General features: G+C 69.0%; 21 protein-coding genes. 14 read left to right on the top strand and 7 right to left on the bottom strand.

The window, feature by feature from the left end:
- Window positions 1–139 precede the first annotated feature (139 nt).
- The 6 genes from BLT23_RS28005 to BLT23_RS27980 are packed head-to-tail and all read left to right on the top strand — an operon-like array spanning window position 140 to window position 1,834.
- The gene (locus tag BLT23_RS28005; protein ID WP_090054154.1) at window positions 140–985 is read left to right on the top strand and encodes a helix-turn-helix domain-containing protein; all 846 of its coding nucleotides are present in this window, start codon (window positions 140–142) and stop codon (window positions 983–985) included.
- Entirely contained in the window at window positions 885–1,139 is a 255-nt protein-coding gene (locus BLT23_RS28000) for a DUF397 domain-containing protein (protein ID WP_342713704.1), read from the top strand. The genes BLT23_RS28005 and BLT23_RS28000 overlap by 101 nt, the downstream gene beginning before the upstream one ends.
- Entirely contained in the window at window positions 1,136–1,315 is a 180-nt protein-coding gene (locus tag BLT23_RS27995) for a DUF397 domain-containing protein (RefSeq protein ID WP_090054150.1), read from the top strand. Before BLT23_RS28000 ends, BLT23_RS27995 begins: the two co-directional genes overlap by 4 nt.
- Window positions 1,312–1,491 (top strand): DUF397 domain-containing protein, encoded by a 180-nt coding sequence (locus tag BLT23_RS27990; RefSeq protein WP_090054148.1) that lies wholly within the window; start codon window positions 1,312–1,314, stop codon window positions 1,489–1,491. Before BLT23_RS27995 ends, BLT23_RS27990 begins: the two co-directional genes overlap by 4 nt.
- A complete protein-coding gene (locus tag BLT23_RS27985) occupies window positions 1,488–1,667 on the top strand; it encodes a DUF397 domain-containing protein (RefSeq protein ID WP_090054146.1) in 180 nt (59 codons plus the stop codon). The genes BLT23_RS27990 and BLT23_RS27985 overlap by 4 nt, the downstream gene beginning before the upstream one ends.
- On the top strand, window positions 1,664–1,834 hold the full coding sequence (locus BLT23_RS27980) for a DUF397 domain-containing protein (protein WP_090054144.1): 171 nt from the start codon (window positions 1,664–1,666) through the stop codon (window positions 1,832–1,834). The genes BLT23_RS27985 and BLT23_RS27980 overlap by 4 nt, the downstream gene beginning before the upstream one ends.
- Here BLT23_RS27980 and BLT23_RS27975 read toward each other — a convergent pair.
- The 3 genes from BLT23_RS27975 to rocD all read right to left on the bottom strand — a co-directional run bounded on the left by BLT23_RS27975 (window position 1,818) and on the right by rocD (window position 4,996).
- On the bottom strand, window positions 1,818–2,222 hold the full coding sequence (locus BLT23_RS27975; protein WP_090054142.1) for a GNAT family N-acetyltransferase: 405 nt from the start codon (window positions 2,220–2,222) through the stop codon (window positions 1,818–1,820). The genes BLT23_RS27980 and BLT23_RS27975 overlap by 17 nt on opposite strands.
- 58 nt (window positions 2,223–2,280) lie before the next feature.
- The gene (locus BLT23_RS27970) at window positions 2,281–3,666 is read right to left on the bottom strand and encodes a DUF2252 domain-containing protein (protein WP_090054140.1); all 1,386 of its coding nucleotides are present in this window, start codon (window positions 3,664–3,666) and stop codon (window positions 2,281–2,283) included.
- An 85-nt stretch (window positions 3,667–3,751) separates the two neighbouring features.
- Window positions 3,752–4,996, bottom strand: a complete 1,245-nt coding sequence (rocD, locus tag BLT23_RS27965) for an ornithine--oxo-acid transaminase (protein ID WP_090054138.1) — start codon at window positions 4,994–4,996, stop codon at window positions 3,752–3,754.
- Window positions 4,997–5,136: 140 nt separating this feature from the next.
- Between rocD and BLT23_RS27960 the strand changes: the two genes are divergently transcribed.
- From BLT23_RS27960 to BLT23_RS27925, 8 genes are all read left to right on the top strand, one after another.
- Window positions 5,137–5,967, top strand: a complete 831-nt coding sequence (locus tag BLT23_RS27960; protein ID WP_090054137.1) for a PPK2 family polyphosphate kinase — start codon at window positions 5,137–5,139, stop codon at window positions 5,965–5,967.
- A 146-nt stretch (window positions 5,968–6,113) separates the two neighbouring features.
- Window positions 6,114–7,160, top strand: a complete 1,047-nt coding sequence (locus BLT23_RS27955; protein WP_090054135.1) for a lactonase family protein — start codon at window positions 6,114–6,116, stop codon at window positions 7,158–7,160.
- A gap of 60 nt (window positions 7,161–7,220) precedes the next feature.
- Entirely contained in the window at window positions 7,221–7,988 is a 768-nt protein-coding gene (locus BLT23_RS27950) for a HipA family kinase (protein ID WP_090054133.1), read from the top strand.
- Window positions 7,972–8,358, top strand: coding sequence for a DUF3037 domain-containing protein (locus BLT23_RS27945; RefSeq protein WP_090054131.1), 387 nt, complete (start codon window positions 7,972–7,974; stop codon window positions 8,356–8,358). The genes BLT23_RS27950 and BLT23_RS27945 overlap by 17 nt, the downstream gene beginning before the upstream one ends.
- 77 nt (window positions 8,359–8,435) lie before the next feature.
- Entirely contained in the window at window positions 8,436–9,455 is a 1,020-nt protein-coding gene (locus BLT23_RS27940; RefSeq protein ID WP_090054130.1) for an LCP family protein, read from the top strand.
- A gap of 289 nt (window positions 9,456–9,744) precedes the next feature.
- Window positions 9,745–10,476 (top strand): 3-hydroxybutyrate dehydrogenase, encoded by a 732-nt coding sequence (locus BLT23_RS27935; RefSeq protein ID WP_090054128.1) that lies wholly within the window; start codon window positions 9,745–9,747, stop codon window positions 10,474–10,476.
- A gap of 10 nt (window positions 10,477–10,486) precedes the next feature.
- On the top strand, window positions 10,487–11,770 hold the full coding sequence (locus BLT23_RS27930; RefSeq protein ID WP_090054126.1) for an MFS transporter: 1,284 nt from the start codon (window positions 10,487–10,489) through the stop codon (window positions 11,768–11,770).
- Window positions 11,767–13,317, top strand: coding sequence for a helix-turn-helix domain-containing protein (locus BLT23_RS27925; RefSeq protein ID WP_245744259.1), 1,551 nt, complete (start codon window positions 11,767–11,769; stop codon window positions 13,315–13,317). Before BLT23_RS27930 ends, BLT23_RS27925 begins: the two co-directional genes overlap by 4 nt.
- Window positions 13,318–13,669: 352 nt before the next feature.
- On the opposite strand, the gene BLT23_RS27920 is transcribed toward BLT23_RS27925, so the two are convergent.
- From BLT23_RS27920 to BLT23_RS27905, 4 genes are all read right to left on the bottom strand, one after another.
- Window positions 13,670–15,142: a GMC family oxidoreductase gene (locus BLT23_RS27920; protein ID WP_090054124.1), complete on the bottom strand. Its 1,473-nt coding sequence runs from the start codon at window positions 15,140–15,142 to the stop codon at window positions 13,670–13,672.
- On the bottom strand, window positions 15,139–16,596 hold the full coding sequence (locus BLT23_RS27915; protein ID WP_090054122.1) for an aldehyde dehydrogenase family protein: 1,458 nt from the start codon (window positions 16,594–16,596) through the stop codon (window positions 15,139–15,141). The genes BLT23_RS27920 and BLT23_RS27915 overlap by 4 nt, the downstream gene beginning before the upstream one ends.
- A gap of 83 nt (window positions 16,597–16,679) precedes the next feature.
- Complete coding sequence (locus BLT23_RS27910; RefSeq protein ID WP_090054120.1) at window positions 16,680–17,783, bottom strand: NAD(P)/FAD-dependent oxidoreductase; 1,104 nt, start codon at window positions 17,781–17,783, stop codon at window positions 16,680–16,682.
- On the bottom strand, window positions 17,780–18,100 hold the full coding sequence (locus BLT23_RS27905) for a bifunctional 3-phenylpropionate/cinnamic acid dioxygenase ferredoxin subunit (RefSeq protein WP_090054118.1): 321 nt from the start codon (window positions 18,098–18,100) through the stop codon (window positions 17,780–17,782). Before BLT23_RS27905 ends, BLT23_RS27910 begins: the two co-directional genes overlap by 4 nt.
- Between the last annotated feature and the right edge of the window lie 99 nt (window positions 18,101–18,199).

The raw sequence follows: 18,199 nt of genomic DNA, 5'->3' as shown, positions 1-18,199 counted from the left end.
CCGGCGCGAGGACGGATGACACCCGGTCACACGGCAGGTACAGGACGTGCGGGTGGCAGCAAGGTGACCCGCCCACCCAGATGGTTTTCACCCGAACGAGCAGGTTCTAGGAGCGACTTCAATCCATAGCGTCGGCGGAATGACCCTCTCCACCGCGTACAGCAGGGACCTCGGCGACGAGCTGCGGCGCCTGCGCGAGTCCTGCACCGGACTCACCGGCCGCGCGCTCGCCGTGCAGCTCGGCTGGGACCCCAGCAAGGTCTCCAACATCGAGCACGGCAGGGCCCGCGCCAGCGAGATCGACCTGGTGCAGTTCCTGACGGTGTGCGGCAAGGACCTCGGCTTCTTCGAGGACTTCCGCCGCCGCTACAGGCACGCGTTCGATCTCTACCTCGTGCAGGTGCCCGACGAGCTGCGCACCCTCGCCATGACGGAGTCGCTCGCGTCGAAGATCACCACCTACGACGTCCTGACGATCACGGGGCTGCTGCAGACGGTCCCGTACGCGCAGGCGCTGTTCGACGAGCGGGCCATCGAGACGCCCGAGAACGTCAGGAAGGGCATCGACCTGCGCATCGAGCGGCAGACGATCATGAGGCGGCCGAACCGGCCACAGTGCGTGTTCTACCTGCACGAACTGGCCCTGCGGGTGCGGCTTGGGTCGGCACAGGTGATGGAGGAGCAGTACCGGCGCCTGCTCTTCCGCACCCATGAGCTGCGCATCGTCCCCGCCGATGTCATGACGGCCGCGTTGTTGTCGAAGTGCGCTCTGTACGAGTTCGAGAAGGTGCCTCCTGTCGCTGTCGGTGTGACCGAGACGGCCTTGGTGTTCGCACAGGCCCCCGCCGCGGTCGAACGGACGAGAAAGGTCTTTCGGCGGCTGGATGCCGTCGCCTTGGACCCGGAACAATCTCGGAGGAAGCTGGCGGAGTACGTCAGTCGGCTGCGAGAGGATTCCAATGGATCACGAACGGACCTGGCGTAAGAGCAGCTATAGCGACGGCACGGTCAACAGCGACTGCGTGGAGGTCTCACTCACCCACGACGCGCTCGTACGCGATTCCAAGAACCCCGCTGCCGCCCTCACGTTCTCGACCAACGCCTGGCAGGCGTTGATCAAGGAGGTCGGACGCCCATGACACACGAACGGACTTGGCGTAAGAGCAGCTACAGCGATGGCAAGGTCAACAGCGAGTGCGTGGAGGTCTCACTCACCCACGACGCGCTCGTGCGTGACTCCAAGAACCCCGCCGCCATCCTCGCCTTCTCGGCCGGCGCGTGGCGGGCGTTGGTCGACGATGTCGCACGCACATGACGTGCGAACGGACCTGGCGTAAGAGCAGTCGTAGCGGGGGAAGCGGCGACAGCGATTGTGTGGAGGTGTCTCTGGCGCACGACGCGCTCGTGCGTGACTCCAAGAACCCCGCTGCCGCCCTCACGTTCTCGACCAACGCCTGGCAGGCGTTGATCAAGGAGGTCGGACGCCTATGACGCACGAACGGGTCTGGCGTAAGAGCAGCTACAGCGGCGGCACGGTCAACAGCGACTGCGTGGAGGTGTATCTCGCGCACGACGCGCTCGTGCGCGACTCCAAAAATCCGGCCGTCGTCCTGGCCTTCTCCTCGAAGGCATGGCGGGCGCTCCTTGATGGGGTCGGCCGCCCATGACCTGGCGTAAGAGCAGTTACAGCAGCGGAACCGGCGACAGCGAGTGCGTCGAGGTGTCCATCACCCACGACGTGCTCGTGCGCGACTCCAAGAACCCCGCCACCACCCTCACGTTCTCGACCAACGCCTGGCGGGCGCTTCTGGACGACGTCACAGCTCCCAGCTGACGAACGCGCCGTCCTCGATCGCCCCGCCCGCCTTCTTGTACGTGGCCTGCGCCGCCGTGTCGTCCGCGGCGGTGCCGGTCCACATCGCATAGCAGCCGCGTTCGGCGGCGAGGTCGCGCAAAGCCTCGACCAGCGCCGTGCCGATGCCGCGGCGCAGGAAGGACTCGTGCACGCCCAGCTCGTAGAGCATCATCTCGGTGCCCTTGTCGGGGTGCGTCGTCTCCACGCCGGACACGAACCCGGCCGGTTCGTCGCCGATGTAGGCGATGAGCAGGTGGCTGTGGTCCTGCGCCAGGAACCGGGCGGTCGCGTCGGGCAGCGGTGGCGTGTCGAACAGGTGCACGGCTGCGAACACGTCGTCGGGGGAGGCGGCGCGGCGGATCTTCACACCGCCACAGTAAGCGACGTCTCCCGCCGGTTCCGGTCGTGCGGTGCTCGTCGGCGCGTCAGCGGTCCTCGACGACCGCGGGCAGCCTGCCGTTCTTGACCAGCTTGGTCAGCTCGGCGTGGTCGGCCTCGGTCTGGTCGGCGTAGTCGAACGCGTACTTCGCGAACGCGTCGTCCAGTTCGTCGGCGCCGCCGTTCTGGAAGTACCCGGCGAGCAGTCTCGGGTCGAGCGACCTGGTGTGGGCCCGGGCCAGCAGGGCGCCCGCGAAGCGGCCGTAGTCGTCGAGGTCGTCGCGCTTGAGCCTGGTCGCGTCGATCTCGCCCTTGCGGTTGCGGAACTGCCGCACGATGAACGGGCGGCCCTCGATCGTGGTCCAGCCGAGCAGGATGTCCGTTTCGGCCTGCACGAGGCGGGCGCCGTGGACGATGCGCTTGCCCTCGTGCTTGGCGGGGGCGGCGTCGATGAACGGCTGCAACGCGGACGGCCGTGCCTCCTTGGCCTGGAGCACGAGCGCTTCGGTGCCGTTGCCGTGCATGAGCACCAGGTAGCTGCGCAGGCCGACGCTGCCGGTGCCGACGACGCGGAACGCCACGTCCGACACGCCGTAGCGCATGATCAGGTTCCGGCGCGACTCGCGCAGGGTGTCCACGTAGGACGGCAGGGCGGCGATGACGGCGTCGGCGGTCTGCTCGGTGACGGCGGTGAACGTGGGCGGGTTCGTGATGAAGCGCCACTTCTCGCCGTCGTGCGCGGTCCAGCGGGCGGCGAAGCGGGCGCTGGTGTTCCTGCGCGACTTCTCGGCAGCCTTCGTGTAGCTCTTGAGCAGGTCGTCGGCCTTCACCTTGGACAGCGCCGACTCGTCGCCCAGCGCGGTCCACGACTCCAGGAACGGGATCTCGGCGAGGTGACGGATCGTGCCGCGGTAGGCACGCACCGCGTCCTCGGCGGCGTCACGGCATCCCTTGTCCGACACGCCACCCGTGCGTCCGGCGAGCACGAGCGACGCGACCAGGCGCTTGAGGTCCCACTCCCACGGGCCGGGCGCGGTCTCGTCGAAGTCGTTGATGTCCATGACGATCTGGCCTTCGGGCGTGCCGTAGAGGCCGAAGTTCGCGGCGTGCGCGTCGCCGCACAGCTGGGCGTGCAGGCCGGTCGAGCAGCCGGCGGCGAGGTCGCCCGCCTGGAGTCCCGCCGAGCCGCGGAAGAACGCGAACGGGCTGGCGAGCATCCGCCCGACCCGCAACGGGACCAGGTGCTCCAGCCTGCCCTCGTTGCTCGCGTGCATGAACTCGGACACGGACGGTCGCGAGTGGGCGAGCGACATCGCCCGGTGCGCCCCGAAGTCCACAGAGGACCGCAACGCGCGTCCTCGCGCGTAGACCTCTTCGGGTTCGACCCAGCGACCCAGAGCGGCGGCGGCCTCCGCTCTCACCCGTTCACCCATGCAAGTCATGATGCATGGGGCGGACGAGCTGTTGCACTCGTCCGCCACATCGTGACCTCAAGCGGTGCGAATCACACCGCGCGAATCACACCGAACCGGGACGAACCACCTCCGCGATCGCCCGGACGCCGAGGTCGATCTCGTCGCGGGTGATCACGAGCGGGGGAGCGACGCGCAGCGTGGACGCGTGCGTCTCCTTGCACAGCACGCCCCGCGCGGCGAGCGCCTCGGACGCGGCCCGGCCGACCGGTCCGCCCGGCGCGATCTCGACACCGGCCCACAGGCCGCGCCCGCGCACCTCGGCGATGCCCTGCCCGACGAGCTTGGTCAGCTCCGCGTGCAGGTACGTGCCCATCTCACGCGAACGCTCCTGGAACTCGCCGGTCTCCAGCAGTCGCACGACGGCACGGCCGACGGCGCACGCCAGCGGGTTGCCGCCGAACGTCGACCCGTGCTCACCGGGCTTCAAAACGCCCAGCACGGCGCGCGACCCGACCACCGCGGACACCGGCAGGATGCCGCCGCCCAGCGCCTTGCCGAGCGTGTAGAGGTCGGCGCGCACGCCCTCGTGGTCGAGCGCGAACAGCTCGCCGGTGCGGCCGAGACCGGACTGGATCTCGTCGGCGATCATCAGGACGTTGTTCTCGTCGCACAGGCGGCGGATGCCCGCGAGGTACCCGGCGGGCGGCACGACGACGCCGGCCTCGCCCTGGATCGGCTCGATCAGCACGGCGGCGGTGCGCGGGGTGATCGCGGACTCGACCTCGTCCAGCGCGCCGTACTTGACGACCGTGAAGCCGGGCGTGAACGGGCCGAAGTCGTTGCGCGCGGTCTCGTCGGTCGAGAACGACACGATGGTCGTGGTGCGGCCGTGGAAGTTGGACCCGGCCACGATGATCTCGGCCGTGCCCTCCGGCACGCCCTTGACCTGGTACGCCCACTTGCGGGCGACCTTGATCGCGGACTCGACGGCCTCCGCGCCGGAGTTCATCGCGAGCACCATCTCGGTGCCGGTGAGCTGGGCGAGCTCGCGGCAGAACAGGCCGAACTGGTCGTGGTGGAACGCGCGGCTGGTCAGCGTGACGCGGCCGAGCTGCTCGACGGCGGCGGCCACCAGGGCGGGGTGGCGGTGGCCGAAGTTGAGCGACGAGTAGCCGGACAGGAAGTCCAGGTAGCGGCGGCCCTCGACGTCGGTGACCCACGCCCCCTCGCCGTGCGAGATGACCACCGGCAGCGGGTGGTAGTTGTGGGTGCTCCACTCCTCGTCGAGGGCGACGTAGTCGGCGCCGGTCGGGGTTCCCGCGGTGTGGTGGGTGGCGATGGCGGTCATCCTCCAAGGCTAGGGGCCTGAACAGGCGATTTCAGCCGTGAACCGTTGCGCATGGCCTCAGTTCGTTGCGTAGATTCATCGGTGGGCGCTCTTTTCTTGCACAACGGGCACAGGCGACGGTGGATCGCTACGGTCTGGTGATGGCGAAGAAGTCGGTTCGTGAGGTGCTGCGCCTCGACGAGGTGGACCTGTCCGCGCTCGACCCCGGCAGCCGGCCGGTCGGTCCCAAGAGCAAGAAGGAGGCGGCGGAGGACCTCGCCGCCACCGGGACCGAGTTGGACGAGCTCCAAGAGGCGCTGTACGCGGAGAACACGCGATCGGTGCTGCTGGTGTTGCAGGGCATGGACACCTCCGGCAAAGGCGGCGTGGTCCGGCACGTCGTCGGCCTGGTGAACCCGCAGGGCGTGCACATCGCGTCGTTCAAGAAACCGACCGCCGCGGAGCTGGAGCACCACTACCTGTGGCGCATCCGCAACGCGCTGCCCGAGAAGGGCCGCATCGGCGCGTTCGACCGTTCCCACTACGAAGACGTTCTCGTGCCCAAAGTAGAGCGTCTGCTCTCTGCGGCGGAACTTCGCGGGCGTTACAAGGAGATCAACGCGTTCGAACGCGAGCTGGCCGACACGGGTGTCACGCTGGTCAAGTGCTTCCTGCACATCTCGCCGGAAGTCCAGAAGGAACGGTTGCTCGCCCGCCTCGACGACCCGCGCAAGAACTGGAAGTACAACCCGGCCGACATCGACGTGCGGTCGAAGTGGTCGAAGTACCAGGAGGCGTACACGCAGGCGCTGCGCAACTGCTCGGAGACGCCCTGGTACTTCGTGCCCTCCGACCGCAAGTGGTACCGCAACTGGGCAGTCAGCCGGTTGTTGCTGGAGACGCTGCGCGAGATGGACCCGAAGTTCCCGGAGCCCGCCTACGACCTGGAGGCCGAGAAGGCCCGCCTGGTGTCGAACGACCCGTTGCGGTAGACGCAATCTCGATCACACCTGTTGCTTCCCGCAGTGGTCTGGGCCAGTGTGGGACTGCCGCCGCCGACGATCAACGGAGGTGCGGACGAGTGGGTGTCGACCGGCGACGATTTCTCGGAGCCCTGGGTGTGGGAGCTGGACTGCTGATGACCGGAGGAACCGCTGCGGCGGCCGCCACGAAGAGAGTCTTCTTCGGCGCGTACACGACGTGGAACGGTGGCGCGAAGGGCATCGGCGTCGGCACGTACGACACCACCACCGGGCAGCTGGAGCAGACCGGCGTCATCCCCGGCGTCGTGAACCCGTCGTTCGTCATCGAGTCGGCGGACGGCCGGTTCCTCTACGCGGTGAACGAGACCAGCCAGGGCGAGGTCACCGCGATCGACGCCACCACGCTCCAGGTGGTCAACAAGCGGCCGACCGGTGGCGCCGACCCGTGCCACCTCACGCTCGACCCGTCCGGGAAGCACCTGATCACCGCGGACTACTCGTCCGGGTCGCTCAGCGTCTTCCCGGTCGGCGACGACGGCAGCCTCGGCGAGCGCACCCAGAAGGTGCAGCACGAGGGCTCGGGGCCGAACCCGGACCGCCAGGAGGGCCCGCACGCCCACCACATCGTCTTCGACCCGGCCGGGAAGTACGCGGCGGCCGTCGACCTGGGCGCCGACTCGGTGTTCTTCTACACCTTCGCGGACGGCCGCCTCGAACCGTTCTCCACGGCGAAGCTCGCGCCGGGCGCCGGGCCGCGGCACATCGCGTTCCACCCGGACGGCGAGCGCGCGTACGTCGCGAACGAGCTGGACTCGACGATCGTGGCCTGCGCGTACGCGGACGGGACGCTCACGCCGGGCCAGGTGCTCAAGACCGTGCCGGAGGGGGCCGGGGAGAACTTCCCGGCCGAGGTGCTGGTCTCGGCAGACGGCCGGTTCGTCTACCTGTCGAACCGCGGCCACGACAGCGTGGCGCGGTTCGCGGTCGAAGGGGAGCTGTCGCTCGTCGGCTTCACGCCGGTCGGCGGCGAGTACCCGCGGCACATCACGTTCGACCCGTCCGGGAAGTTCCTGTTCGCGGCCAACCAGAACTCCAGCGTGGTCACGTCGTTCGCGGTCGACGCCGCCTCGGGTGAGCTGACGCCGTCCGGCACGCCGCTGAAGACCGAGATCCCGGTCTGCGTGCTGCCCACCGGCCGGTGACGCGCGTGCCGGGCGGAAACCGGCTCGGCCTCCGCCCGGCATCCGTGTGATCATGCGCCGGTGAGTCTTTTGAGGGAGGTCACGGCCACCCGGTACGTGACGCCGTTCCGCGAGGGCGGGTCGATGCCGGGTCTGGTCGAGGCCGACGACCTGGGCATGTACGTGGTGAAGTTCCGCGGCGCGGGGCAAGGTGTGAAGGTGCTGGTCGCCGAGGTCGTCGTCGGCGAGCTGGCCAGGCGGCTCGGGTTCCGGATACCGGAGATCGTGCTCGTGCACCTCGACCCCGAGCTGGCGCGCGCCGAACCCGACCAGGAGGTCCAGGAGCTGCTGCGGGCCAGCGGCGGCCTCAACCTCGGGCTCGACTACCTGCCGGGCTCGTTCGACTTCAACCCGGTCGTGCGCGATCCGGGCGCCGATCTCGCGACGCGGCTGCTGTGGTTCGATGCGCTGGTGCTGAACGTGGACCGCAGCTGGCGCAACCCGAACATGTTGCTGTGGCACCGGGAACCGTGGCTGATCGACCACGGCGCCGCGCTGTACTTCCACTACTCGTGGAGCGAGGAGCGCCCGGCAACCAAGGAGTTCCGCTACGACGCGTCCGACCACGCGATGCTGCCCAACGCGACCGCGCTGTCCGAAGTGGACGCCGAGATGGCCGCGAGGGTGACGCCGGAGCTGCTCGACGAGGTGCTCGCGCTCGTTCCCGACGAGTGGCTGGAGGGTGACCCGGCCGAGCTGCGGCAGCGTTACAAGGACTTCTTCACCTACCGCCTCGCCCACCGCGGCTGGGTCGACTCGCTGGAGGCCGCGCGTGCCGCACGTGTTTGAGTACGCGCTGCTGCGGGCGGTGCCGCGGCAGGAGCGGGGCGAGTGCATGAACGTCGGCGTCCTGGTCTACTGCCGGGACCTCGACTTCCTGTGCGCCAAGACCTATGTGGACGGTGACCGGCTGCGGGTGCTCGACCCGCACCTCGACGTCGAGGTGCTCGAAAGCAGCCTGCGGCACCTCGTCGACTCGTGCGACGGCGCCGCCACCGCCGGTCCGGTCAGCGCGACGACGCTGGGGCAGCGGTTCCGGTGGCTGACGGCGCCGCGCAGCACCATCGTGCAGACCTCGCCCGCGCACACCGGCTGGACCGACGACCCCTCCGCCGAGGTGAGACGCCTTTTCGACGCACTGGTGCTGCCGCCCCGGTAGGTTTCCTCGCAACCTGAGGGGGCGCGCCGCGTCCCTAGTTGCAAAGCGGAACTAACAGCGATCGGGGTTGGCGACACATGAGTGCTGGGTATCACCACGGCTACCAGCAGCCGCGGCGGCCCATGCCACCGCAGCGGCCGATGAAGAAGAAGAGGCGTCCCGGACGCATCATCCTGGTGGTGCTGCTCCTGCTCGTCGTGGGCACCGTCGGGTTCGGGTTCTACGTCGACTCGACGCTGACCCGCATCGAGGCGCTCCCGGACTACGAGGGCCGTCCCGCGGAGACGCCGGGCACCACGTGGCTGCTCGTCGGGTCGGACGCGCGTGAAGGTCTGTCGCAGGAGCAGAAGGACGCGCTCGCGACCGGTGACGCGGCCGGGCGGCGCACCGACACGATCATGATGCTGCACCTGCCCGACAACAGCGCGGCCACGCCCGTGCTGCTGTCGATCCCGCGCGACTCGCTCGTGACGATCCCCGACAACGGGCGGAACAAGGTCAACGCCGCGTACGCGTTCGGCGGGCCGCAGCTGCTCGTGAAGACCGTCGAGGGCGCCACGGGCGTGCGGATCGACCACTACATGGAGATCGGCTTCGGCGGGTTCTCCGACATGGTCGACGCGGTCGGCGGTGTGGACATCTGCATCGACGAGCCGATCAAGGACCCGCTGGCCGGCATCGACCTGCCCGCGGGCTGCCAGGAGCTCGACGGGCCGCAGGCGCTCGGCTTCGTCAGGACGCGCGCGTTCGCCACCGCGGACCTGCAGCGCGTGCAGAACCAGCGGCAGTTCCTGTCGGCGTTGTTCACCAAGGTCAAGAGCCCGGCCACGCTCGCGAACCCGTTCCGCCTCTTCCCGCTGATGAGCGCGGCTTCGGGCGCGGTGTCGGTCAACGAGGACGACCACGTGTGGCACCTGGCGAGCGTCGCGCTCAACATGAGCGACGCCACGAGCGGCACGGTGCCGGTCGGTGGGACGCCGACGCTGCCCGGCGTGGGCTCGGTCGTGCAGTGGAACAAGGAGCAGGCGTCGCAGCTCTTCGACCTGATCAGCAAGGACGAGCCGGTGCCCGCCGAGCTGATCGCTCCTCCGAGGTAGCTGCTACTCGGCCTGCTCGGCGGTGGGCTTCGAGCTGGTCAAACCGGCCTCCTGTGCGATCTCGTCGAGTTCGCGCAGGAGGTCGTCGTAGATGGGCGTCGTGGACATCTGGTCCCCCTGTAGCTGATCTTCCCCCGTTCGGACGAACGGAAGCTTACGCCCCTGTACCCCGTTCTTTCCCGGCATATGCATCATTCGCGCTAAATGTTGGCTAAAGCCACATGATGACCAGGCGTTATGTGGCTGTGCCACATGTCGACGGCCGCTGTGGACGCCTACCGTTCCGGTCATGTCGAGTGTCACGGGTCACACCGCGCTGGTCACCGGAGCCGCGAGCGGCATCGGACTGGCCTGCGCCCGTGCGTTGGCCGCCGCGGGCGCGAAGGTCCACCTGGCCGACCGCGACCCCCGCGTGCTGGCCGTCGCCGACGAGCTGGGCGGGACCGGGCACGTCGTCGACCTGACCGGTCCCGTCGGCGACCTGCCCGCCGAGGTCGACGTCCTCGTCAACAACGCCGGCGTCCAGCACGTCGCCCCCATCCACGAGTTCCCCGCCGAGCGCTTCTCGGCGATGGTCGAGCTGATGCTGGGGGCGGCGTTCCGGCTCACCCGCCACGTCCTGCCGCACATGTACGACGCGGGCTGGGGCCGCCTCGTCCACATCTCCAGCGTGCACGGCCTGCGCGCGTCCGCGTTCAAGTCGGCCTACGTCGCCGCCAAGCACGGCCTGGAGGGCTTCTCCAAGGTCGCCGCGCTGGAGGGAGCGCCGCACGGCGTCACGTCGAACTGCGTCGCGCCCGGCTACGTGCGGACCCCGTTGGTGGAGAAGCAGATCGCGGACCAGGCGCGCGTGCACGGCATCGCCGAGGACGAGGTGTCCTCGCGGATCTTCCTGCAGCGCAGCGCCGTCAAGCGGCTGATCGAGCCCGCCGAGGTGGCCGACGCCGTGCTGTGGTTGTGCGACAACGGTTTTGTCACAGGAACGTCGTTGGCCGTCGACGGCGGCTGGACCGCTCAATGAGGAGTAGTCGATGATCAAAAAGGTGGTAGGCGCTTCGCTCATCGGGACGACCGTCGAGTGGTACGACTTCTTCCTCTACGGCTCGGCGGCCGCCCTGGTGTTCAACAAGCTGTTCTTCCCGACGGCGGACCCGCTGACCGGCACGCTGCTCGCGTTCACCACGTACGCGATCGGCTTCCTGGCCCGGCCGCTGGGTGGTCTCGTCTTCGGCCACTACGGCGATCGCTTGGGGCGCAAGAAGCTGCTGGTGCTGTCGTTGCTGCTGATGGGTGGCGCGACGATGCTGATGGGCGTGCTGCCGACGTACGCGGCGGTGGGCGTGGCGGCGCCGTTGCTGCTCACGTTCCTGAGGCTGGTGCAGGGTTTCGCGCTCGGTGGCGAGTGGGGCGGGGCCGTGCTGATCGTGTCGGAGCACGGCGACCCGAAGCGGCGCGGGTTCTGGGCGTCGTGGCCGCAGGCCGGTGTGCCGTGCGGCAACCTGCTCGCGACGGCGGTGCTCGCGGTGCTGGCGGCCGTGCAGTCCGACGAGGACTTCCTCGCGTGGGGCTGGCGCATCCCGTTCCTGCTCTCGGGTGTGCTCGTGGTGATCGGCCTGTGGATCAGGCTGACGGTGTCCGAGTCGCCGGTCTTCCTCGAAGCCCAGAAGAACGCGCCGAAGCTGGAGAAGGCGCCCGCGCTGGAGCTGCTGAAGCACAACTGGCGTGAGGTGCTGATCGCGATGGGCGCGCGGTTCGCCGAGAACGTGTCGTACTACGTGATCACCGCGTTCATCCTCGTGTACGTCGTGACGGGCCTCGGGTTGTCGAAGTCGGTGGGGCTCAACGCGGTGCTCATCGCCTCGGCCGTGCACCTCGTGACGATCCCGGTGTGGGGCCACCTGTCCGACCGGTTCGGGCGGCGGTCGGTCTACCTCGTCGGCGCGGTCGGCATGGCCGGGTGGATCTTCGCGTTCTTCGCGTTGCTGGACACCAAGGACCCGGTGCTGATCACCCTCGCCACCACGGTCGGCCTGGTGCTGCACGGCGCGATGTACGGGCCACAGGCGGCGTTCTTCTCGGAGCTGTTCGGGACGCGGGTGCGGTACTCGGGCGCGTCGGTCGGCTACCAGCTGGCGTCGATCGCGGCGGGAGCGCTCGCACCGCTGATCGCGACGGCTCTGCTGCAGGCGTACGGGTCGTCGTTCCCGATCGCGGTGTACGTCGTGATCACCTGCGTGATCACGGTCGTGTCGATCCTCTTCGCGCGCGAGACCCGTGGTGCGGATCTCGAGGAACGTGACAGGGTTGGGGTGTGACGCGACGGCGTGAGGCCGAACTGGCGGCGTTGTTCGAGACCGCGTCCGAGCTCGCGGGCATGCGCGACCCGGACGCGGTGCTCCGCTCGATCGTGCGCAGGGCGCGGACGCTGCTCGGGACGGACGTCTCCTACCTGTCGATGAACGACCCGGCCGGCACCTACATGCGGGTGACGGACGGGTCGTTCTCGCCGTTGTTCCAGAAGGTCAGGCTCGGCCTCGGCGAAGGACTGGGCGGGCTCGTCGCGCAGACCGCGCGGCCGTACGCGACCTCCGACTACTTCGCCGACGCCCGCTTCAACCACACCAGGCCGATCGACTCGGCGGTGCGCGACGAGGGCCTGACGGCGATCCTGGGCGTGCCGCTGAAGCTCGACTCGAAGGTCATCGGCGTGCTGTACGCGGCCGACCGCACCCCGCGCGAGTTCCCGCCGGAGGAGGTCGCCCTGTTGCAGTCGCTGGCCGACCACGCGGCCATCGCGATCGACACGGCGTCGTTGTTCGCCACCATCCAGTCGCACAACGAGGCCATGAGACGGGCGGAGGAGGCCCACGACCGGCTCACGGACCTGGTGCTGCGCGGCGGTTCGTCCACCGACGTGGCCGCGGCGGTGGGGGAGCTGCTCGGCGGGCCGGTCGAGGTGCTGGAGGCCGTGCCCACGCCCGCGGTGCGCGCCAACGGGCGTGCGGTGCTGGTCGGCGAGGTGTGGGTGTGCGCGGTGCTCGCGGGGTCGGAGCTGCTGGGCGGGATCGCGCTGGAGGGCCGCCCCGACCTCTCCGACGCGGACCGGCGCCTGTTCGAACGGTCGGCCGCGGTGACGGCGTTGCTGTTGCTGCTGCGCAGAACCGTCGCCGAGGCGGAGAACAAGGTCCGCGGCGAGCTGATCACCGACATCCTCGACGGCCGGGACGCCGCGGGTCTGCTGGCGCGGGCCCGGCGGGTGGGCGTGGAGCTGAGCGACCCGCACGTCGTGCTGGTGGCCGACGGGAACCTGCCCGGGGCAACGCACTACGCGTCAGTCCACAGAGGACTGGCCGGGTCGCGTGGCCGGGACGTGGTGCTGGCACTGCCGTCGTCGTCCACCGCCGTGATGCGGGACGTGGCGAAGGCGCTGGACGCCACGGTCGGCGCGTGCGGCCCGGTGTCGGGTCCGGTGGCGATCGCGGCGGCGTTCGAGGAGGCGCGGCGGTGCCTGAAGGCGTTGCGGCAGCTGGGCCGGGAGAAGGACGCGGCGACGCTGGACGACCTCGGGTTCGTCGGCGTGCTGCTGGGCGACCGGGCTGACGTATCCGGGTACGTGCGGTCGGTGCTGGGGCCGGTGCTCGACTACGACGCCGACCGCGGCACGGAGCTGGTGCACACGCTGGAGGTGTACTTCCGGTGCGGCGCGAACCTCAGCCGTGCCAAGGCGGAGCTGCACCTCCACGTCAACACGGTCACGCAACGGCTCGACCGGGTGTCGTCGTTGCTCGGCGCCGACTGGCAGACGCCGGACCGCGTGCTGGAGGTGCAGCTCGCGTTGAAGCTACTTCGCCTTCAGCGCTGATCCTCCAACGCTGAGACCGCGTCGCCCGCCGCCGTGTCGCTGTCCACCCTCGCCCGCAACGCACCCTTCCGTGCGTCATCCACCAGTGTTCACCGCTGCCTCCGCGTGACGTGCCTTTAGGACGCGGGGCCCCCGCGTCCTATGGGACGGAACGTAGGGGCCCCGCGTTCCCGGAGGGAAACACGAAAGAGAGTCGCGAGCGGGGTGAGGCGTTACGGAGAGCGCTGCTGGCAGCGCGCTTGGGTTAAGCCCAGCGAGACGTTCGCCCACGGGCTTATGTTCCGCTGGGACTCCGACGTGTACCAGAGGTCCTTGAGTCTGTCCTCCGCCGTGCCGGGAGACGTCAGGGCCACTACGCCCCCTTGATCAGGTCGGCGGCGCGTTCTCCGATTATGAGGACGGTGACCATCGGGTTCACGGTGGGCATGGTGGGGAAGACGGACGCGTCGACGACCCGGAGACCCTTGAGGCCCTTGACCTTCAGCTCACCGTCCACGACGGACCCGATCGCGCACGTGCCCGCCGGGTGGTAGACGGTGTGCGCCGCGCGCCGGCCGTACTCGGACAGCTCCTCGTCGCTCGTCACGTCCGGGCCGGGCGCGATCTCCCGCTTGAGCCACGACTTCAGCGGCTCCTGCTCGGCGATCTTCCGCGCGATCCGGAAGCCGTCGACGAGGGTCTGCTCGTCGTAGCCGTCGGGGTTCGTGAAGTAGCCGAAGTCGAGCGCGGGCTTCTCGGCGGGGTCGTTGGACTTCAGCCACAGCCTGCCCTTGCTGTGCGGGCGCGGGATGTTCGGCGTCATGCACACCCCGTGCTCCACCTTCGGGTAGCCGAGGCGTTCCGTGTTGGTGGTGAAGGGGATCTGGTAGAAGTGGAACATCAGGTCCGGCCGCGGGTCGCCCTGGTCGCGCCGGATGAACAGCCCGGCGTCCGAGTCCATCACCGAGTTCTCCGGCAACGGCCGCGTGGTCTCCCAGACGATGACCGACTCGGGGTGGTCGAGCAGGTTCTCGCCGACGCCCGGCAGGTCGTGCCTGGGCTCGATGCCGATGCCGCTGAGGTGCTCGGCGTCGCCGATGCCCGAGAGCATCATCAGCCGGGGCGTGTCGATGGCGCCCGCGCAGAGCAGCACCTCCTTGTTCGCCTCGACGTAGCCCTTGTCGGTGTGCACGCCGATCGCCTGGTCGCCGTCCAGCTCGATCTTGCTCGCCCACGTGTTGAGCAGCAGCGTCAGGTTCTTGCGGCTGCCGAGGATCTCGTGCAGGTACGCGGTCGAGGCGGACGAGCGCTGGTTGTTCTTCTCCGGGTGGTAGGCGATGGAGAAGAAGCCGGCGCCGTCCTCGAACGGCTCCTTGTTGAAGTCCTCGACCTCCGGGACGCCCGTGGCCTCGCGCGCCGCCGCGACGAAGTCCTTCGCGATCGGGTTCCTGTCCTTCTCGGCCACCGGGATGATGTTGAGCTGGACCTTGTCGTAGTACGGGCCGAGCGCGTCCCACGTCCAGCCGTGGCCCCACTCGTCGAAGTCCTGCGGCAGCGGGTTGAAGCAGATCAGCGTGTTGTGGCTGGAGCACCCGCCGAGCACCTTGGCGCGGCTGTGCCGGATGTGCGAGTTGCCGCGCGGCTGCTCGACCGTCGGGTAGTCGTAGTCGTACTCGGTCTCCAGCAGGTTGATCCAGTTGCGCAGGTTCAGGATCTTCTCGTCGCCGACGTCGGACGGGCCGCCCTCGATGACCGCGACCGTGACGGAGGGGTCCTCGGTCAGCCGCGCGGCGAGCACGCAGCCCGCCGTGCCGCCGCCGACGATGACGTAGTCGTACGCGGTCACTGGGCGTCCTTCCCCGCGGCACCGGTGCCTCGCGCGAACCAGTTCTGGGCCTGCGGCTTGAGGTTCTGGTAGACGTGCTTGGCCTCGGTGTACTCGTGCAGCCCCGAGGTGCCCAGCTCGCGCCCGACGCCCGAGCGCTTGAACCCGCCCCACTCCGCCTGCGGCAGGTACGCGCCGAACTCGTTCACCCACACGGTGCCGTGCCGCAGCTTCTTCGCGACCCGCTGGGCCTTGTCGAGGTCCTGGCTCCACACGGCGCCCGCGAGGCCGTAGTCGGTGTTGTTGCCCAGCGCGACGGCCTCCTCCTCCGACTCGAAGCGCTCGGCGGTGATGATCGGCCCGAACGTCTCGTCCTGGACCAGCCACATGTCCTTGTGGCAGTCCGCGTAGACCGTGGGGCGGAAGAAGAACCCGTTCTGCAGCTCGGGCTCGTCGGGCCGCTTGCCGCCGGCCTTGAGCGTGGCGCCCTCCTGCCGGGCGATCTCGACGTAGCCCTCGACCTTGGCCCGGTGCTCCTCGCTGACGAGCGGGCCGGACTCGGTGTCCTCGTCGAAGCCGTTGCCGAGCTTGACCCGGTCGGCCCGGCGCGCGACCTCGTCGACGAAGTCGTCGTAGATGCTGGAGTGCACGATCAACCGGGTGCCCGACGAGCACACCTGGCCGGCGTGGAAGAACGCCGCCGTGAGCGCGTAGTCGACCGCCGTGTCGAGGTCGGCGTCGGCGAACACGATGTTCGGGTTCTTGCCGCCGAGCTCCAGCGCGACCTTCTTCACCGTCTTCGCGGCGGCCGCCATGATCCGCTGGCCGGTCGCGAGGCTGCCGGTGAACGAGACGAGGTCGACGTCCGGGTGCTCACCCAGCGGCGCGCCGACCTCGGGCCCGGTGCCGAGGACGAGGTTCGCGACGCCGTCCGGCAGCCCGGCCTCTTCCAGCAGCTCGAACAGCTTGATCGTCGTGAGCGGCGTGATCTCGCTGGGCTTCGCGACCAGCGTGTTGCCCGCGAGCAGCGCGGGCGCGACCTTCCAGGACATCTGCAGCAGCGGGTAGTTCCACGGCGCGATCAGGCCGCAGACGCCGACGGGCTCGTAGTCGATGCGGCTGATGACGTCCGCGGGGGCGCCTTGGACGACCTTCGGGTGCAGCAGCCCGGCGAGGTTGCCGTAGTAGCGGAACACGGAGGTGACGTCGTCCACGTCGATGCGGCTCTCGACCAGCGTCTTGCCGGTGTCGAGCGTCTCGGTGCGGGCGATGTCCTCCTTGTCGCGTTCCAGCAGGTCGGCGACGCGGTTCAGCACGGCGGCGCGGTGCTCGGGGCTGGAGTGCTGCCAGTCGCCGTCGTCGAAGGCCCTTCTGGCCCTCGTGATCGCGGAGATCGCCTGGTCGCGGGTCTGGTCCTCGACCTCGGTGATGACGCTGCGGTCGTAGGGGTTGATGATCTGCCGCACCGGCGACACTGGGCCTCCCTCTTGATCCGTCCACGAAGGACATCGGGGTGTCTAGCCGGTCGCCGGTGGCGGTAAACCGTGACGACCGTCTCCTAGCTGAGACTCCGGCGGAGCCTGGTGAACAGCTTGGCGTTGCTCATCGCGACGATCCCGACGACATCTTCACCGTTCTCGCCGTCCCGGTAGGTTGCGACGAACTTTCTATCCTCGATGGACCCATCTTCGACGCGAACGTCCCGCGTCGCTCGTCCGATGAACTGGATCCGCGCTCCGTACTGGTCGGACCAGACGTACCCGCCGTTGGTGTGCGTCGCCACGGTCTCGCCCGCGAGCAAGTTGCGGGTCGCAACCTGCGCCTGCTCGGTCGCGGACGTCCAGTGCTCGGCGCGGTGCCCCGCGCAGTTCGCGACGTCGCCGACGGCCACGATGGTCTTCACGTTCGTCACGCCACCCGCGTCGCACACGACACCGTTGTCGACCTTGACGGGTCCACCCGCGAGCCAGTCGGTGGCTGGACGGACGCCGATGCCGGCAACGACGACATCGGCGTCAACCTTGCGTCCATCCGCGAGGTTGATTCCGCCGTCGACATTGACTGAATCAACATTGACGCCCGTAATCAACGTTGATCCGTGGTCGCCGTGCAGCTGTCCCACCGCGTGGCCCATCTCCGCACCCAGAACCCGCATGAGTGGAGCGGGCAACGCCTCGACGACCGTCACGTCCTTGCCCAGCGACCGTGCGCTGGACGCGATCTCCGCGCCGATGAACCCGGCCCCGATGACGCCGACGCTCCGTGCGTCGGCGAATGCCTCCCGGAGCTTGAGGGCGTCGTCGAGAGTGCGCAACACGTGCGTGTTGGGGATCGTCCGGGGGATGCCACCCGTCGCGATGACGACACCGTCGGCCTCGACCGTCGTGCCGTCGCTCAACGCGATCTCCTGTGTGGAGAGCAACGCGGTCGCCTGGACGCCGAGGCGCCAGTCGGCGTCGATCGCGTCGAGGTCCTCCTGGTCCGCGAGCGGCACGGCCTCGACCTTGCCGAGGAGGAAGTCCTTCGAGAGAGGCGGCCGGTCGTAGGGCAGATGCACCTCATCACCGATGAAGACGATCCGGCCGTCGTACCCCTGCCGGCGCAGTGCCTGCGCCGACCTCAAACCGGCCAGTGAAGCACCGATGATCGCGATCGTCCTCACGCCACGTCCTTGTTCACCTCGACATCGACATAGACAACTCCATCTTCCACAAGAACGGGGTAGGTCCTCACCGATCGCTTGGCGGGCAGGCACGTGGGCTCACCCGTGCGCAGGTCGAAACTGGCAGCGTGCAGCGGACATTCGACGAAGCACCCCTCCAGCCAGCCTTCGCTGAGCGAAGCGTCTTGATGGGTGCAGGTGTCGTCGATGGCGTAGATGGCGCCGTCGGCGTTGAAGACGGCTATCGGCGCGTGAGGGCCGACGACGCGAACTGCCTCACCTGAGGGCAGGTCCACCAGAGCGCAGGCGCGGATCATCGACGGCCTCCGTTGCGTGACTCGGCACACGTTCCGAATGACGCAACACAATGTGAGGCTCCCGTGCCACGACGTCAAGAGTTCGAAAGGTTGGTTGTT

This window comes from Lentzea fradiae (genome assembly GCF_900100955.1).
Lineage (GTDB): Bacteria > Actinomycetota > Actinomycetes > Mycobacteriales > Pseudonocardiaceae > Lentzea > Lentzea fradiae.
Note: the sequence above shows the minus strand (reverse complement) of the source record. Positions and strands in the feature narration are given on the sequence as shown.

What these genes read in the sequence shown, in the direction of transcription:
- BLT23_RS27930 (WP_090054126.1), top strand. Translation starts at nt 10,487, where the DNA reads ATGATCAAAAAGGTGGTAGGCGCTTCGCTCATCGGGACGACCGTCGAG.
- BLT23_RS28000 (WP_342713704.1), top strand. Translation starts at nt 885, where the DNA reads ATGCCGTCGCCTTGGACCCGGAACAATCTCGGAGGAAGCTGGCGGAGT.
- BLT23_RS27935 (WP_090054128.1), top strand. Translation starts at nt 9,745, where the DNA reads ATGTCGAGTGTCACGGGTCACACCGCGCTGGTCACCGGAGCCGCGAGC.
- BLT23_RS27980 (WP_090054144.1), top strand. Translation starts at nt 1,664, where the DNA reads ATGACCTGGCGTAAGAGCAGTTACAGCAGCGGAACCGGCGACAGCGAG.
- BLT23_RS27905 (WP_090054118.1), bottom strand. Translation starts at nt 18,100, where the DNA reads ATGATCCGCGCCTGCGCTCTGGTGGACCTGCCCTCAGGTGAGGCAGTT.
- BLT23_RS27955 (WP_090054135.1), top strand. Translation starts at nt 6,114, where the DNA reads ATGACCGGAGGAACCGCTGCGGCGGCCGCCACGAAGAGAGTCTTCTTC.
- BLT23_RS27940 (WP_090054130.1), top strand. Translation starts at nt 8,436, where the DNA reads ATGAGTGCTGGGTATCACCACGGCTACCAGCAGCCGCGGCGGCCCATG.
- BLT23_RS27970 (WP_090054140.1), bottom strand. Translation starts at nt 3,666, where the DNA reads ATGGGTGAACGGGTGAGAGCGGAGGCCGCCGCCGCTCTGGGTCGCTGG.
- BLT23_RS27960 (WP_090054137.1), top strand. Translation starts at nt 5,137, where the DNA reads ATGGCGAAGAAGTCGGTTCGTGAGGTGCTGCGCCTCGACGAGGTGGAC.
- rocD (WP_090054138.1), bottom strand. Translation starts at nt 4,996, where the DNA reads ATGACCGCCATCGCCACCCACCACACCGCGGGAACCCCGACCGGCGCC.
- BLT23_RS27985 (WP_090054146.1), top strand. Translation starts at nt 1,488, where the DNA reads ATGACGCACGAACGGGTCTGGCGTAAGAGCAGCTACAGCGGCGGCACG.
- BLT23_RS28005 (WP_090054154.1), top strand. Translation starts at nt 140, where the DNA reads ATGACCCTCTCCACCGCGTACAGCAGGGACCTCGGCGACGAGCTGCGG.
- BLT23_RS27995 (WP_090054150.1), top strand. Translation starts at nt 1,136, where the DNA reads ATGACACACGAACGGACTTGGCGTAAGAGCAGCTACAGCGATGGCAAG.
- BLT23_RS27990 (WP_090054148.1), top strand. Translation starts at nt 1,312, where the DNA reads ATGACGTGCGAACGGACCTGGCGTAAGAGCAGTCGTAGCGGGGGAAGC.